Origin of the sequence: Prochlorococcus marinus XMU1402 (assembly GCF_017696205.1) — a bacterium.
In the GTDB taxonomy this organism is placed as follows: Bacteria; Cyanobacteriota; Cyanobacteriia; order PCC-6307; family Cyanobiaceae; genus Prochlorococcus_A; species Prochlorococcus_A marinus_AC.
This window is the reverse complement of record NZ_JAAORD010000001.1, coordinates 908,652-924,820: the sequence shown is the minus strand read 5'-3', so window position 1 is coordinate 924,820 and position 16,169 is coordinate 908,652. Positions and strand designations below refer to the sequence as shown.

Annotated in this window: 14 protein-coding genes; 9 read left to right on the top strand and 5 right to left on the bottom strand. The window is 30.0% G+C overall.

The window, feature by feature from the left end:
* Together HA141_RS05250 and HA141_RS05245 are read right to left on the bottom strand one after the other, a co-directional pair.
* Positions 1-219, bottom strand: coding sequence for a DUF6447 family protein (locus tag HA141_RS05250; protein ID WP_209117582.1), 219 nt, complete (start codon positions 217-219; stop codon positions 1-3).
* Positions 220-249: 30 nt separating this feature from the next.
* Complete coding sequence (locus tag HA141_RS05245) at positions 250-1,896, bottom strand: ABC transporter ATP-binding protein (RefSeq protein ID WP_245157283.1); 1,647 nt, start codon at positions 1,894-1,896, stop codon at positions 250-252.
* 117 nt (positions 1,897-2,013) lie between these two features.
* Here HA141_RS05245 and HA141_RS05240 point away from each other — a divergent pair, with 117 nt between their 5' ends.
* From HA141_RS05240 to folP, 3 genes are read left to right on the top strand one after another with little or no spacing between them, the layout of a single operon-like run.
* Positions 2,014-2,190, top strand: a complete 177-nt coding sequence (locus tag HA141_RS05240) for an RNA-binding S4 domain-containing protein (RefSeq protein WP_209117578.1) — start codon at positions 2,014-2,016, stop codon at positions 2,188-2,190.
* A 52-nt stretch (positions 2,191-2,242) separates the two neighbouring features.
* Entirely contained in the window at positions 2,243-2,968 is a 726-nt protein-coding gene (gene tpiA / locus HA141_RS05235) for a triose-phosphate isomerase (RefSeq protein WP_209117576.1), read from the top strand.
* Positions 2,952-3,797 (top strand): dihydropteroate synthase, encoded by an 846-nt coding sequence (gene folP / locus HA141_RS05230; RefSeq protein WP_209117946.1) that lies wholly within the window; start codon positions 2,952-2,954, stop codon positions 3,795-3,797. The genes tpiA and folP overlap by 17 nt, the downstream gene beginning before the upstream one ends.
* An 8-nt stretch (positions 3,798-3,805) precedes the next feature.
* On the opposite strand, the gene HA141_RS05225 is transcribed toward folP, so the two are convergent.
* Positions 3,806-7,816: a magnesium chelatase subunit H gene (locus tag HA141_RS05225; RefSeq protein WP_209117574.1), complete on the bottom strand. Its 4,011-nt coding sequence runs from the start codon at positions 7,814-7,816 to the stop codon at positions 3,806-3,808.
* A gap of 102 nt (positions 7,817-7,918) precedes the next feature.
* On the opposite strand from HA141_RS05225, the gene dapB reads away from it, so the two are divergent.
* From dapB to HA141_RS05195, 6 genes are read left to right on the top strand one after another with little or no spacing between them, the layout of a single operon-like run.
* On the top strand, positions 7,919-8,767 hold the full coding sequence (gene dapB, locus HA141_RS05220) for a 4-hydroxy-tetrahydrodipicolinate reductase (protein WP_209117572.1): 849 nt from the start codon (positions 7,919-7,921) through the stop codon (positions 8,765-8,767).
* A 1-nt stretch (position 8,768) separates the two neighbouring features.
* Entirely contained in the window at positions 8,769-9,410 is a 642-nt protein-coding gene (locus HA141_RS05215; RefSeq protein WP_209117569.1) for a hypothetical protein, read from the top strand.
* 19 nt (positions 9,411-9,429) lie between these two features.
* Entirely contained in the window at positions 9,430-10,584 is a 1,155-nt protein-coding gene (locus HA141_RS05210) for an FAD-dependent monooxygenase (protein ID WP_209117567.1), read from the top strand.
* A 5-nt stretch (positions 10,585-10,589) separates the two neighbouring features.
* Positions 10,590-10,781 carry a DUF2949 domain-containing protein gene (locus HA141_RS05205; protein ID WP_209117565.1) on the top strand — a complete coding sequence of 64 codons (192 nt, stop codon included), beginning with the start codon at positions 10,590-10,592 and terminating at the stop codon, positions 10,779-10,781.
* A gap of 45 nt (positions 10,782-10,826) precedes the next feature.
* Positions 10,827-11,351, top strand: coding sequence for a DUF3038 domain-containing protein (locus HA141_RS05200; protein ID WP_348535319.1), 525 nt, complete (start codon positions 10,827-10,829; stop codon positions 11,349-11,351).
* A 4-nt stretch (positions 11,352-11,355) separates the two neighbouring features.
* Complete coding sequence (locus HA141_RS05195; RefSeq protein WP_209117563.1) at positions 11,356-11,943, top strand: DUF4335 domain-containing protein; 588 nt, start codon at positions 11,356-11,358, stop codon at positions 11,941-11,943.
* Between the two features lie 458 nt (positions 11,944-12,401).
* Here HA141_RS05195 and HA141_RS05190 read toward each other — a convergent pair whose 3' ends face one another.
* Both HA141_RS05190 and mfd read right to left on the bottom strand, forming a co-directional pair.
* A complete protein-coding gene (locus HA141_RS05190) occupies positions 12,402-12,563 on the bottom strand; it encodes a hypothetical protein (protein ID WP_209117561.1) in 162 nt (53 codons plus the stop codon).
* Positions 12,564-12,636: 73 nt separating this feature from the next.
* Entirely contained in the window at positions 12,637-16,149 is a 3,513-nt protein-coding gene (gene mfd, locus HA141_RS05185; protein WP_209117559.1) for a transcription-repair coupling factor, read from the bottom strand.
* Positions 16,150-16,169: the final 20 nt, after the last annotated feature.

The following is a 16,169-nucleotide window of genomic DNA, read 5'->3' as shown; positions in this document are numbered from 1 at the left end:
TTATTCAATGTTTTTTAGTTTTTCTCTTAATTGATTAGCTATAGAGTTTCGACTAATTGTTAGCAATTTCAGAGTGTCTTGATGCATTTTTAGTTGAGTTTCCGCTATTTGTAATGCATTTATAGATTCTTTTATTTCCTTAGAAAGTTGATTTATAAAATACTTTTTCCCTTCAAAGGTTAAAACTGGATTGCCAGAATCATTTTGATTTTCATTCATAGATTTAAAAATTTAATAAATAAGCTTGAATTATAACTTCTTAATTAATTGTTTTTCACATAATTCTTTATATATTCCTTTTTTATTAATTAAATCAGTATGTTTACCAATCTCAATAATTTCACCCTTATCAAAGACAACTATTTTATCTGCCTCTTGAGTAGTAGCTAATCTATGAGCTATTACAATAACAGTCCTATTATTCATTGCTCTATTAAGCCCTTCTTGAACTTCTGCTTCTGATTCTGCATCAAGTGCGCTAGTTGCCTCATCTAGAAGTAAAATCGCTGGGTTCCCCAATATTGCTCTTGCAATAGCGATCCTTTGGATCTGTCCGCCGGAGAAATTTAATCCTCTTTCAGTTATTTTGGTTTCATATTTATTAGGAAGCTCTTGAATAAAGTTGTGAGCATTTGATTTTTTGGCAGATTCTATAATTTCTTCTTTAGTAAAATTCCTACCCATTCTTATTACGTCGATAATCTTACCTGTAAATAAGAAAGGTTGTTGCTGTACTAGAGCAATATTATTTCTGATATCTTTCGTATTTAATAATTTAAGATTTTTATCATCAATAAAAATGTCTCCTTTTTTTGGGTTAATAAATTTTAAAATAAGACCCATCATTGTACTTTTACCAGCGCCAGAAGATCCAACGAAAGCTGTAACTTCCCCTTTTTTAATTTCTAAATTTATATTTTTGAGGACTTGATTATCTTCTTTATATTCAAAATCAACTTTCTTGAAAGTGATTTTCCCATCAATATTAGATATCCTTGTTAAATTTTCATTATCGTTTTCAAAAGGTTCTAGATTTATTTTTTTTAACCTTTTTATGGATGCTTCTGCCTGTTTATAGTCATTGAAATTTGTACTTACATGGCTTATTGGATCAATAAGCATTAATATTGCAGCAAAAAAACTACTAAATTCTTCACTAGTTAAAAGACCAAGGTTAATTCTTGAGGCTCCTAAACCCAATATTGCTAATATTCCAAATGCTTCTACAAAGCCTACAACTGGATGCTGAAATGCAAGCAATTTTAATGTTTTATATTTCGCTTTTTTATTTGAATTTAATTTTTTATAAAATTTATTTACAATCCAATTTTCGGCTGCAAAAGCTCTTACAGTAGCCATTCCATTTATAGATTCACCTATTAAACCTGCTAAGTTACTAGTTGATTCTTGACTTTTTTCAGATGCTAATAAGACTCTTCTTCCAAAACTATTAACTGTGAAAATAACTAATGGTGCTATCACAAAAGTTGATACTGTGAGAGACCAATCTAAATAAAACATGTATATTATTACAGCTAATAATTGTAAAGTACACGGAAAAGTATCTTGAGCTGTTTTATAGATTACTTCGCTTACTCTGTCTGCATCTTCCGTGAGTCTATAGATTATGTCTCCTGCTGAAATATTCCCAAAGGAATTCATCTCTATTTTTTGAATTTTTCTAAATAAATTTCCTGTCATTTCTTCACTAATTTCTAGGGATGGTTTTGCAATAAAAACATCCTGTCCAAATTGAGCTATTTTTTGAATTAAGAATACTAATAAAGACCAGACTATTATGCTAGAAACTTTTGAAAGATCACCAGATCCAATTGCCGGGATTAGTTTTCCTGCTAAATATGCTAATAATGGCCAACAAGCAACGTAAATAATCATGCATATAAAACCTTTAATAAATCTATTTGAATATGGCCTGATTGGTGGTATTAGTCGCAAGATACTTTATGTATTATATTTATCCTACTTTATCAATATCTTTGGGCATACAAAACAATGAAATTAGATCAATTCTTAAAATGGAAGAATTTGGTATCATCAGGTGGAGAAGCAAAAATCTTTATTACATCTGGGTCTGTTAAAGTCAATGGTGTAATTGAAACTAGAAGAGGAAGAAAACTAAATAAGGGAGATAAAGTTATGTTTCTAAAAAATGAATTAATTTTTGATTAATTAGATTATTAACCTCAGTTTATATTATTATGATTTTCTTGGAGATTGTATTTTGAGAAAATCTATTATTGCTGGTAATTGGAAAATGAATATGACTTGTGCTCAAGCCAAGTCTTATTTAGAAGTGTTTTTACCTTTAATAACAAACATAAAGGATGATCGTAAAGTTATTATTGCACCACCTTTTACTGCTATTTCAACCTTTTCTAATCATACTGATTTTGATTATTTAGATATTTCTAGTCAGAATATTCATTGGGAAGATGAAGGAGCGTTTACGGCAGAAATATCTCCTAAAATGCTTCTTGAACATAGAGTTTCTTACGCAATAGTTGGTCACAGTGAACCAAGGAAATATTTTAGTGAAAGTGATGAACAGATTAATAAAAGAGCAGTTTTTGCTCAATCAAGTGGACTTACTCCAATAGTTTGTGTTGGGGAAACATTGGAGCAAAGAGAGAGAGGAGAAGCTAATAGAGTTATCACTAGACAGGTTGAACAAGGACTTGAAAATACAAATCCATCTAACCTTATAGTTGCTTACGAGCCAATTTGGGCTATAGGGACAGGTAAAACATGTGAAGCTAAAGAGGCTAACAAGATATGTTCTTTGATTCGAAAATTAATAGGTTTTGAGGATGTGGTTATCCAATATGGAGGATCTGTTAAGCCTAATAATATTGATGAAATAATGTCAATGAGTGATATAGATGGGGTTTTGGTGGGAGGAGCTTCATTAGATCCTAATAGTTTTGCAAGAATTGCGAATTATAAATAAGAAAAATCCTTGGCCAAAAGGCTGGGGTCAAAAAACTTCAATTATGGGGGTTATTAATTTAACTCCTGATTCATTTAGTGATGGAGGAGATTTAAATTCTTCAAAAAAAGTTTTGGATCAAGTAAATCATTTCTTGAGCAATGGTGTTGATGTTATTGATCTTGGTGCTCAAAGTACGAGACCTGGGGCTGAAGAAGTTGGGTCTAGTATAGAAATAAAAAGATTGATCCCATATCTAAAATTAATAAAATCTGAATTTCCAGATGTATTAATTTCTATTGATACTTTTAATTCTGAAGTGGCTTACGAAGCTCTTTTAAATGGTGCTAATTGGATAAATGATGTTACAGGAGGAAGAAGAGATATAAAAATTTTGGATGTTGTATCAAAATTCAACTGTCCGTTCGTCATAACTCATAGTCGTGGTAATAGTCAAAATATGAATCAACTCTCTAATTACCAGAACGTATTGACTGATGTTAAATACTCTCTTGATAATTTAATAAATAATGCTTTAGAAAAAAATATATCTAAAAGAAATATAATAGTGGATCCTGGAATTGGTTTTTCAAAGGATATCATTCATAATTTGGAAATCTTGAGAAACATAGAAGTATTTAAAAAATGGAATTTGCCAATTTTGATAGGTGCATCTAGGAAGAGATTTATAGGAGAAATTTTGAATGAGAAAAATCCAAAAGAAAGGGATATAGGAACACTTGCAATAAGTTGTCTTTGTTCTCAATTTAATATTGACATTGTGAGAGTTCACAATGTCAAACTAAATTATCAAGTCTTGAAAGTAGCTGATAGGATTTATAGAAAATAATAAATTTATTATTCTTTAACTCCTTCGATTTTATCTTCTACCTCTTGGTAAAGTTCTTTCAACTGTTCTATATTCTCATCTGAAGTTTCCCAATATCCTCTACCATTGACTTCTAGCAATGTTCCAACAATTCTTCTGAAACTATTAGGATTAAGATCCATTAATCTTTTCCTCATCTCTTCGTCATTTATAAATGTTTCATTAGTTTCTTCATATACAAAATTATCTACTTGACCGCTTGTCGCACTCCAACCAAGAGTGTAATTAAGTCTGTTAGAAAGTTCTCTAACTCCTTCGTAGCCAGATTTGAGCATACCTTCATACCACTTAGGATTTAAAAGTTTTGTTCTTGAGTCTAATCTGATAGTTTCTCCAAGTGTTCTAACTTGAGCATTAGAAGTGGTTGTATCCGCTATGTAGCTACTTGGTTCTTTCCCATCATCTCTTAATGTCTTGATCAATTTTGTTGGATCAGAATCAAAATAGTGACTTACATCTGTTAATGAAATCTCTGAAGAATCAAGGTTTTGAAATGTAACATCTGCTGTTTTCATTACTGACTCAAATACTTCTCGTTTTTGATTCATCTCACCTGGATTATCAGCATTAAAAGCATATGTTTTGCGAGATAAATACATTTCTTGCAATTCATTTTCTTCCTCCCATGTTGAATTTTCTACGGCTAAATTAACATTTGAACTGTAACTTCCACTTGCATTAGAGAATACTCTCGCTGAAGCTTCTCTGATAGATGTGCCTTCTTTTTCTGCTTGTTCTAGTGAATGTTTCCTTACAAAATTAGATTCCAATGGTTCATCAGCTTCAGCTGCTAATTTGACTGCCTGATCTATTAATGCCATTTGATTGATAAATAGATCTCTAAATACTCCTGAACAATTAACTACTACATCTATTCTTGGCCTACCTAATTCTTCTAAAGGTATTAATTCTAGTTTGTTAATTCTTCCAACAGAATCTGGTTTTGGTTTTACCCCAACAAACCATAAGATTTGTGCAAGTGATTCTCCGTAGGTTTTGATGTTATCAGTACCCCATAAAACACAAGCTATTGTTTCAGGCCATGTTCCTTGCTCTTCCTTTTGTCTTTCAATTAATTTGTCAACAACGGACTTCGCTGCAGCTACTGCTGCTGTAGTTGGAATTGATTGAGGATCAAGTGCATGGATATTTTTACCACTAGGTAATACACCTGGATTTCTTATGGGATCTCCTCCTGGTCCAGGTAAAACATAATTTCCATCTAGTGCTTTAATGAGGCTATCCATTTCTTTGTCTGCGCAGACCTGTTCCAGGCAGAAAAGTAAGTAGTCAAATAATTTATTTAATTCCTTCTGATTAACTTCATTAAATCCATTTAATCTACAGACTCTTAACCAAGGAGTAGGTAGATTTAGACCAAAAACTTTAAGTAAATCGAAAAGTTTGGATAAAAGTGATTTTTCTAAATAAACTCTGCCATCAATGATTTTTAAAGAGTTGACCATTGCAAAAATCGACTCTCTAGCTGTATTTATGATTTTTTCATTTAACTCTACAAATTTAAGTTCACCTTTGTTGTTGCCATCATAAATTTGTTCAATAGTTAGACCGATGGATTCTGCAAGTAATCCAGGAAGAGATCTTAATCCTTCTTGTTCTCTTTCTAAAGATGCAATATTTACAAGCGTAGCAACAGCTTCTTCTGCTGTTGGAGCTTCTCCAATAGTATGAAGACCGCAAGGTAACAATCTACTTTCTATCTCCATCAACTGTTTATAAACATTACCAACAAATAAATCTCTTTCATCTATCGATAGTTCTTCTACGTCTTTTGAAGGAAGCTCAACATCTTTGTCAAGGTTACATTGTTTAGAAGTCTCAACAATTGCATTAACAATTTGAATGCCCCTACTATTTTCTCTTAATTGTTGATATGAACCAACTAGTTCACTTAGTTCTTTAAGTCCTTTATAGAGTCCTGCATTTTCCGCTGGAGGAGTCAGATAACTAATAGTTGAAGCATATCCTCTTCTCTTTGCAATTGTTGCTTCAGATGGATTATTCGCAGCATAATAATACAAATTAGGCAATGATCCAATGAGAGAATCCGGATAACAAGTTTCACTCATGCCCATCTGCTTCCCAGGCATAAATTCAAGTGAACCGTGAGTTCCAAAATGAAGAACAGCATCAGCCCCCCAGATTTTTTCTACATACGTGTAATAAGCAGCAAAACCATGATGAGGACTAGCACTTCTTGAATAGAGTAATCTCATGGGATCACCTTCATAACCGAATGTAGGTTGAACTCCTATAAAAACATTTCCAAAATGTTTTCCATAGATAAGAAGGTTTTGTCCGTCACTATTAAGGTTCCCTGGAGGTTTACCCCAATTCTCTTCAAGTCTTTGAGAATATGGTGTGAACTCTTCGTATTCTTTTACTGACATCTTATGAGCAATATTTAACTCTGGAGAGCCATCCATCGCTTCAGGGTTGTTAATTACTTTTTCCATTAATTCTTTTGAATTACTTGGAAGTTCATCTATTTGATATCCTTTCGATTTCATTTCAAGAAGCACTCTATAAATTGAACCAAAAACATTCAAGTATGCTGCCGTACCAACATTTCCTTTGTCTGGTGGAAAACTAAATACTGTGATGGCTAATTTTTTATCCTTTCTTTGTTTAACTCTTAAAGTTGACCATTTTATTGCTCTTTCAGCTATTACATCAACTCGATCTTGGAGCGTATGCGCCTTACCTGTAGCATCATCACGACCTGAGAGAATAATAGGTTCAATAGCCCCATCAAGCTCTGGAATTGCAATCTGAAGTGCTACCTGAACAGGGTGTAATCCTAGATCACTATCTTCCCATTCTTGTGTGGTTTGGAAGACTAATGGAAGTGCAACCATATAGGGTCTGTTTAACCTTTTGAGGGCTTCAATAGCTTTAGGATGATCTTGTCTTGCTGGCCCACCAACTAGTGCAAATCCTGTTAGAGATACAACTCCATCTACTATAGGTTGATTGTTATTTATGGTATCAAAATAAAATTCATTAACTGGTTTAGAAAAATCAAGACCTCCACAGAAGATAGGTATTACCCTCGCGCCTCTGTATTCCAGTTCTTGAATAACAGCAACGTAATGAGCATCATCTCCCGTAACGATGTGACTCCTTTGAAGCACTAAGCCTATTGTCGGAGTTTTGTCATCTTTAGGATTTATATCTTTCCTATTATTTTCCCAATTTTGATATTCTTTAAGACTCTCAAACATACAAGGAGCAAGAGGATGCCAAATTCCTAAATCTGGAAATGTTTCAGGGTCTTGAATTTTGAATTCTTCTATTTGATCTTTTATGATCTCTGAAACAGCGTACTTCTCAGAAATCATTAACAAGAAGTTTTTTAAGTTCTCAGTGGTACCACCTAACCAGTACTGAAAACTCAGAATAAATGTTCTAGCATCTTGAGCTTTTTCTACTGGTAGATATTTAAGAATTGAAGGTAGTGTATTTAATAACTTCAACATTGAATCTTGGAAACTTGCTCCATCAGATTCTTTTTTCTTTTTTATTAAATCTCCAATAATACTTTTAGATTGACCAAGTTGGGCCATACTAAATGAACCTAGTTTATTTAATCTCATTACCTCTGGCATGGAGGGGAAAACAATTGATGCTTTAAGTTTGTCTTTAAAAGGAGAAACTGCATCAACTACTTTTTGAGCAAGGTCTTCAATGAAAATTAGCGAAGCAACAAATATATCTGCATTAGCTATATCTTCTTTAAAATCTTTAAAATTACTATCATTCCTAAGTTCTTCGATAAGATAGCCACTAAGGTCTATACCTATTGGCCCATTCATCTTATTTATTGACTTTGCAGCTTCCGTTAAGGAATTTTGGTATTGTGGCTCAAGGACAACATAAACTGCTTTTATTACAACTTTGTGTTTGTTATCCTCAACAGGAGATACTCTGCGGTTTGCTGAGCGGACCTGCGTAAACATTGATTTTCTTTAAGTATTTCTACCAGCCTACGAATGAAAAGACGTTATTGTGTGCAATATAAATAGCGTGTAACAACCTTTAAAAAAAAAATTTTTAAAAAAATGACTGAAAATTCTAAAAAACTTATACCAGTACTTGTATCCGGAGCTTTAGGCAGAATGGGAAGTGAAGTTGTTAATACTGTATTAAATTCTAAAGATTGTGAACTTGTTGCAGCAATCGACATAAACGAAAAGAACAATGGCGCAAATATTTCTGAATTACTGAAGGTAAAAAATTGTGATGTTTTTGTTTCAAATGATTTTGAAGGAACTTTATGCTCTGTTAGTCAAAATTATAGAAATGAAAAAATCAAACCTGTGCTTGTTGATTTTACTCATCCTGATTCTGTATATGAAAATACAAGATCAGCTATTGCATACGGTGTATCACCAGTAGTAGGAACTACAGGTTTAAGCCCTTCGCAAATACAAGATTTGTCTGTTTTTGCTCAGAAAGCATCGGTTGGTTGTGCAATAATTCCTAATTTTTCAGTAGGAATGGTTCTTCTTCAGCAGGCGGCATCTGTAGCTGCAAGGTTTTATGACAATATTGAACTAATAGAGATGCATCATAATCAAAAAGCTGATTCTCCTAGTGGGACATGTATAAAAACTGCAGAAATGATTGAAGAATATCCAAAGAAATTTAATCAGAATTTAGTAAAAGAGTCTGAGTCATTAAAAGGAGTACGGGGTGGGCTTAGAGATTCAGGAATCAATATACATTCTGTACGATTACCAGGATTACTTGCTCATCAGTTAGTAATTATGGGATCTCCAGGTGAAACTTACACTATTAAACATGACACTATTGATAGAAAGGCTTATATGCCAGGAGTTTTACAGGCTATTAAAAAAATTGGTAATTATGAAACTTTAGTTTACGGACTTGAAAAATTAATTTTTTAAAATGTTAATACCAATTAATTCAGGTCAAATTTCAAAACTTATTCCTGCAGTTGGTACAGGAAGTCAATTTAAGTACGCGTTGGGGAATCCGAGAAAAATTCTTCAAAGAGTAATAGTTTCTTCAATTGGTGGATTTATTACATTAATTATTAGTTCAACTGGAGATCAAACTAATAATTTCTGGTTATTCCTATGTGTAGGTTTCTTTTTGTATATCATATGGGGTCCAATTCTTGAATCAAGTAGAAAAAATTTGCAATTAAGAAAATACAAATTTTATTCTATATTTGATGGCTATATATCAGATATCTATAAAACAGAAAAAATTGAAAGTTCAAGAGAACAATCTAATAGGCAAGGTCGATTAGAAGTTATCGAAAACAAAAGGACTTGGTTAGTACTTGAATTAGAAGATGAAGATGGTTATTTGGAAAAATTAAGTTTTCCTATGGAAAATAAGCACAGTCAAATTAGGGTGGGTTCGAGTATAAGATGTCTAATAACATCTGATAACCGTAATTTTGACAGAGATTTTTATTTGACCGATGCTTGGCTTCCTGAAATTAACTTATGGGTTGGTGAGTACCCATATTTATTAAGACCAGCGTTTGAGGAAATTTGCTATATTTATTTGAATAGATAGTTGAAGCTTATACAATCTGATGAAAAATAAATTCAATTTTAAAATTGTTGGATCAGGCCCCACTGGTTTATTACTTTCAATTGCGCTTTCAAAATTTAATTGCAATATTTTTTTAACTGATTTATTAACAAAAGATAGATTAATTGATAAAGATAAAACTTATGCAATTACTCACTCAACAAGAATAATCTTATCTAAATTCAAACTTTGGGAAAAATTAGAACCATTTTTATTTGGCTTTGATACCCTTTCAATTTCAGATAGCGTAACTTCTGCTTTTACCAATTTATCAACCTCTGACTTAGATGATGATATAAGTTCTGCTGAAAATATTGGCTGGGTAGTTAAACATTCGGATCTCATGGATGTATTTTTTCAAGAGATTGATAATTATGAAAATATTTTTTTTATGACACCTCAGAGATTGTTACGTAAAAAAATATTATTTGACTATCAATTCTTTTCAACAGGAGCAAACTCACTTGATAAAAAATTCTTAGATTTTATTGATGTAAAAAAATCTTATAGTCAGTCTTGTTTAACTTTTAAAGTTTCTCTTAGAGGTCATTGTGAAAAGCGTGCTTATGAAATTTTTAGAAAAGAAGGCCCACTTGCATTATTACCTTTAGAAAAAAATTTATATCAAGTAATTTGGACTTCCAGTTCATTAAAGGCAATTGAAAGGTTAAATTCTGACAAGAATTTTTTAATGGATAATTTATCAACAATCTTGCCATATGAATTTAAGTTGGATCAAATAATTGGCGAATTTAATATTTTTCCTGTTTCATTATCCTTAAATTTACCAGTTTTAAATTTTAAAAAATTAGTTTTTGTAGGAGATGCATTTCATACATTTCATCCTGTTGGTGGTCAGGGTTTAAATACTTGCTGGAGAGATGTTAATACTATTTATGATCTTTTTAATAAAAATACTGCTATTACTAAAATGCAACTGACATTTTTTAAATTTAAGTATCTTTCAAGCAGGATTTTAGATATTATCGTCACTATTTTTATAACTGACTCATTGATATCGATTTTTGCTAATAAAAACATTTTTTCATTTCCTATAAGGAAATTTTCATTCTTACTTTTAAATAAATTTCTTTTTACAAGAAAATTAGTCCTAAATCAAATGACTAAATCTCTCATTTTCTCAAGTATTAAATAAAATTTATGAATAATTATGTATCTAGAGAAATGATAATTTATTTATTTAATGTATTAGGTTTAGATGAATCTACTATTGAACTTGGTATAAAATTATCTATTAAAAATAACACTCCATTACCAATATTATTATGGAGTTATGGAATGCTAACTATTGAAGAACTAGATAAGTTATATTCATTTTTATTTCAAAAATAGATTAATAATTCTGTTATGATTTATGTATGTTTTTATTAAAGAGCAATTACAGTTTTAACTAAAGGAAATCAGGTTTCAAGACAATCTATAGAGAAACTTGATTTATTTTTATTAATCCTAGAGACTATTGATTTAAATGGTATACAATCTCTGTACGCCATATCAAATAAACTTAATTTAAATAATGTTTTTCCGAATAAAGTTACTATTTGGAAATTAAGGAATAATAATCCTTTGAGAAAATCTTATGTTAATAACAATATAAAAATAAATGAATTTGATGCCTTAATAAAAATTACAGTTGAAATGTCAAGATATTTGTATCCTTTTATGAGAGAGTTACTTAATTCTAAAGAAGGTCCTAAAAAGAACACAGTTATCTGGGTTGAATTTAATAAAAGATTTATAGAGTTGATAAAAGAGAGATTTAATTCAGATAGTATGAGGGTAAAAAAGCTTCTTGATCAAGCTGGAAATGATGAAATTATTATAAAGTCTTTGCTTACTTTATCTTTTTGTATTTCTAATCAAGGTTATAAAAAGTTGAGGAATTTTCTATTCGACTTTTAATATTATGCAAAATAAATTATCATTTCATCAATCTTCAGTAAGTCTTGAAATAATCGGATTGCCAGATTATTCAAATAATGAAAATATCGATCAAATATCAATTATTTCTCAATGGAAATTAACCATAATTGATAAACCACTTATTGAAGGTAAAGTTGAGCATTTAGTGCCTATTATGAATGCTTTTTATATTTATTCAAATCTTTTAGTCAAAAATGAAATCCCATTATATGAGTCCAAATTAATTGATATAAAAGCTGACAATCTTTACATACATAATATTGTTCTTAAGAGTTCTAAACCAAATGTAAAGCCATTAATTTTAAAGATTGGTAATTCATTACTTACAGACACCATAAATTGTTTTGATCAGTTAAGAGAATCGCCAAAAGTAAGAATTAAAAATACTGAATTAAGTAATAATATTTCTAATAATTTAAGATTTCGATCAAATGACAAAATAAAATTTTTCAATTTCTTTTTACCGCCTCTTTTTGCAATTTGTTCTTTAATTCTAATTTCATCTTCTTTTATTTATTTTTATAATCCCATTGAAGTTCAAGAAAAAAATGAACTAATAAATCCAGAATAAAGATTCATTAGCATATTAAATACAAACACGATATTATAGATTAATTTCTTTCAGAGTAATTATTAATTTATTTTTTAGTTTTGATATATGGCAGATTTAAACATCCCAAATTTGAATATTAAGTCTGATAAATACATTTTTAAAAAAAAATTAAATTTAAGAAGAAAATCTAAAAGAAGACTATTTACAGAATCTTTCTTTTTGTTTATTTTGAGTGTTTTTTTAGTTTATATAAATTATTTAATTCCTAATAAAAATTTACTTCTGCAAAATTTACCCTCCACACTTAATAAATTTTTCTCATTAATAATTGATCTTTTCTCATATATTTATGAAATATTCTTGGTGGTATTTATTTTTGTCTCTTCTTTTACTGCTCTTATTTTAATGATAGGTTCTATTTATAGATTATTTAGGATCTCTAAGAGGAAGTCAAAACAAATAATTTATAAATAAACTCAAATAGGCTGCATTAGACCACCACTTCCAGAGTCAGAATCATCATCATCATTTTCTGTCTCTTCTCCAAATAGGGCATATATGCCAAGTAAAATTGACGAAACAATAATTGATAAAGGTAAAATAGTAGTTTGAATTCCGACGTCTATATATTCTCCCATAAAAACAAAAAAATTTTTTTAAACCTAACCGAAATCAAACTCTTTCGCGTGTTTTATACAATAATTTAATAATTTATTCTCTTTTAATAAGAAGTTCTTTATCGAAATTCTTTATTTCTCTTTCAAAAGATCCAAACCACAAGATTAGTTGATCAATTTGATTTTGAATTTCAGTTACTCCTAATCCCCTTATCGTTATGACTGATAATTGTTCTCCTTCATCAAAATTAAATTTATTTTGAACACTACTTGCTAAAGAATTTTTAAGAATTTTAAAAGTAGAATTTTTTAATTTGGTCTCTATCAAGATGTTTGGCTTTTTGAGTTTGATCTTACTAAAACCACATTTTTTTGCAAGAAGTTTTAGTCTCATGATCATAATTAAGGACTCGACTGGTTGAGGTAAGGTTCCATATCTATTAACCCAGTCCGTAGCTAATTCAGTTAATTCATTATTATTTGAACATTCAGTAGCAGATTTGTAAGCCTCAAGTTTCTCTACCCTATTTAATATCCATGTTGCAGGTATAAATGCATTTATTGGGAGATCTATTTGTGTATCGCTAACTTCAGGTATTTCTTGCCCACTTATTTCTGAAATAGCCTCATGGAGCATTTCTATGTATAAATCATATCCAATAGCATTAACCTTTCCACTTTGTTCTTCTCCAAGTAAACTTCCAACACCTCTTATTTCCATATCTTTCATTGCAAGTTCGTATCCACTTCCTAGTTCCGAAAAATCTTTTATCGCTTTCAATCTTTGTTTTGCAGCATTATTAATTTTATTTATATTTGGATAAAATAACCAAGCATGTGCTTGTACACCGCTTCTACCAACTCTTCCTCTAAGTTGGTAAAGTTGTGAAAGCCCAAATTTGTGAGAATCTTCAATAATTATTGTATTTACTTTAGGGATGTCTAATCCACTTTCAATTATTGTTGTGCATATCATTAGATCTACTTCTCCATTATTAAAGGCAATCATTGCATTTTCAAGCTCTGTTTCATTCATTTGTCCATGAGCAACAATAAATTTTAAGCTGGGAAACATATTTTTTAATTTGTTTACAGCTTGATCAATATCAGAAATTCTTGGAAGAACATAAAATATTTGACCTCCCCTATCAAGTTCTTGGTTAATTGCAGTTCTTATAACATCCATATCTATTTCAGATAAATATGTTTTTATTGATCTTCTTGATGGAGGTGGAGTATTTAGTAAACTCATTTGTCTCAGTCCAGATAAACTCATATAAAGAGTTCTTGGAATTGGAGTTGCCGAGAGAGTTAAAACATCTATGTTAGTTTTTATTTTTTTAATTTTTTCTTTTTGTCTTACTCCAAATCTTTGTTCTTCATCAATAACAAGTAGTCCTAAGTTTTTTATTTCGATTTCTTTGCCTAATATTTGGTGGGTAGCAACTACTAGATCAATTTTGTTATTTTTTAACCCTGCATAAATTTCCTTTCTCTCATTGGGAGTTTTGAATCTATTGAGTAATGAAACCTTTATTGGATAAGGTGAAAATCTATTATTTATTGTTCTCCAATGTTGCTGAGCTAAGATTGTTGTAGGTGCTAGTAATATTACCTGCTTGCCTGATGTAATTGCCTTGAATATGGCCCTAACAGCGACCTCTGTCTTACCAAATCCTACATCTCCACAAACTAACCTGTCCATTGGCTTATCGCTTTCCATATCAGATTTTATTTCTTTTACAGCAGTAATTTGATCTGGTGTTGGTTGATAAGGGAATGATTCCTCTAATTCATCTTGCCAAGGACCATCTTCTGGGTAAATGTGCCCCTTTAATTTTTCTCTTTTCGCATAAAGTTTTAAGATATCTACAGCAACTTTTTTGATTTGTTTCTTATTTCTATCTTTTATTCTTTCCCATTCTGTCCCTCCTAATTTATTTATTTTTGGTTTTATTTTTCCGCTTGATCTATATCTGTTAACACTACTGAGTTGATCAGCGGCAACACTTATCTTCCCATCTTGATACTGAATGACTAGATAATCTCTTGCGTCTCCAGTTATATTTATTTTTTCTATTTTTAAAAATTTTCCTATTCCATGATTTTTATGAACTATGAAATCACCTGGAGTAATCTTGTTAACATTTATATTTGAATTTACACTTATTTTTTTTCTTCTTATGAATACATTATTAAAAAGATATTGTTGTGAAAATAATTCTTTATCTGTTATGAGGACAACTTTCCACATAGGAAGATAAAAACCCTCAATTTCATAATTGTTCTTATTTTTTATAATTAAAGGGGTTGAGTTGTTAATTGACTTAAATGCTTCATCAATATCATCAGGATTTTTTAAGAAGTTTGTATTACATTCGTGCTCAAATAGTAAAGTCTTAGTTCTCAATGGCTGTGCTGATAATATCCATACTTTTTCTTTGTTTTTTATATTTTTATTTATATCATTTGATAATTTTCCTATATTTTTAGAGTATGAATTTAATCTTTTATCGTTTAATAAAAATCTATTTTCAATATTGTCCTTAGATTCAAATTCATATAATTTTATTAAATTAAAATTTTCTAGTGAATTTAATATTTCGTCTAACTTTAAATGCAAATTAGGTTTGGCCTCTAAATTAATATCATTATTTTTAAGGTTCTCATTTATTTCATAAGAACAATTATCAAAATTACTTTCTGAATCTAGATACCAATTATTAGCAAATTTTTTACAATCTTCTAATTCATCAATTACAAGAATTGTTTCCCTATTTATAAAATCTATTATATTTGATGGTTCTTTTTCAATTATTCCTAAATAACGATCAAGATTATTTTTTTTTATATCTTCTGAATTAAAAATACTATTCTTAGATAAATTATTTAACTTGTCTTTTATTAGCAAATCCAACCCAGCCTGTATTATTTCAATATTATTGATACTTTCTAATGTTTTCTGCGAATGGGGATCATATTCTCTTATCTTGTCAACTACATTATCAAAAAATTCTAATCTTACAGGAAACTCATTATTGACAGGATAAATATCTATTATTTCCCCTCTCCTACTCCAAAATCCTTCTGTTGAAGTTACATTTTCCTTTGTATAGCCCAGCAAAGTAAGTTTTTTTGCTAATTCTTGAATCTCGATTCGAACACCCTTTTGTAAATCTAACTTGTTTTCAATAAATAAGTTTTTATTTAATAGATGAGGTTGTAGTGATCTCTCTGTTGATATAACGATATTAAGTTCCTTTCTCTCTTTTTTTATTAATTTGGATAAAACTGTAAGCTGACTAAATTCAATCTCTTTGGATTTATTAATTGATGCGTATGGTAGATGTTCTGTTGGAGGATAATATAAAACTTTTTTATCATTTATACTTTCAAAATAACCAATCCATTTGTAGGCAATTTCTACATTAGGACAAATTAGTAATATATTTTTTTTCTCTTTTTTTGCAATACTATCTAGGATTATTGATTTTGCATATCTACTTGAACCAACAATATTTAATTCATTTTTTTTTGAAATTCTTTTTATTAATTCAGAAGTAATTTGTGAGTTCGAAATATAATCAACCAAAGTATTTAAACTCATTTATAGTTATCAATCTTGAT

Coding starts and splice junctions, on each gene's coding strand:
- HA141_RS05250 (WP_209117582.1), bottom strand. CDS start 219: ATGAATGAAAATCAAAATGATTCTGGCAATCCAGTTTTAACCTTTGAA.
- HA141_RS05245 (WP_245157283.1), bottom strand. CDS start 1,896: ATGATTATTTACGTTGCTTGTTGGCCATTATTAGCATATTTAGCAGGA.
- HA141_RS05240 (WP_209117578.1), top strand. CDS start 2,014: ATGAAATTAGATCAATTCTTAAAATGGAAGAATTTGGTATCATCAGGT.
- HA141_RS05225 (WP_209117574.1), bottom strand. CDS start 7,816: ATGTTTACGCAGGTCCGCTCAGCAAACCGCAGAGTATCTCCTGTTGAG.
- dapB (WP_209117572.1), top strand. CDS start 7,919: ATGACTGAAAATTCTAAAAAACTTATACCAGTACTTGTATCCGGAGCT.
- HA141_RS05215 (WP_209117569.1), top strand. CDS start 8,769: ATGTTAATACCAATTAATTCAGGTCAAATTTCAAAACTTATTCCTGCA.
- HA141_RS05210 (WP_209117567.1), top strand. CDS start 9,430: ATGAAAAATAAATTCAATTTTAAAATTGTTGGATCAGGCCCCACTGGT.
- HA141_RS05205 (WP_209117565.1), top strand. CDS start 10,590: ATGAATAATTATGTATCTAGAGAAATGATAATTTATTTATTTAATGTA.
- HA141_RS05195 (WP_209117563.1), top strand. CDS start 11,356: ATGCAAAATAAATTATCATTTCATCAATCTTCAGTAAGTCTTGAAATA.
- HA141_RS05190 (WP_209117561.1), bottom strand. CDS start 12,563: ATGGGAGAATATATAGACGTCGGAATTCAAACTACTATTTTACCTTTA.
- mfd (WP_209117559.1), bottom strand. CDS start 16,149: ATGAGTTTAAATACTTTGGTTGATTATATTTCGAACTCACAAATTACT.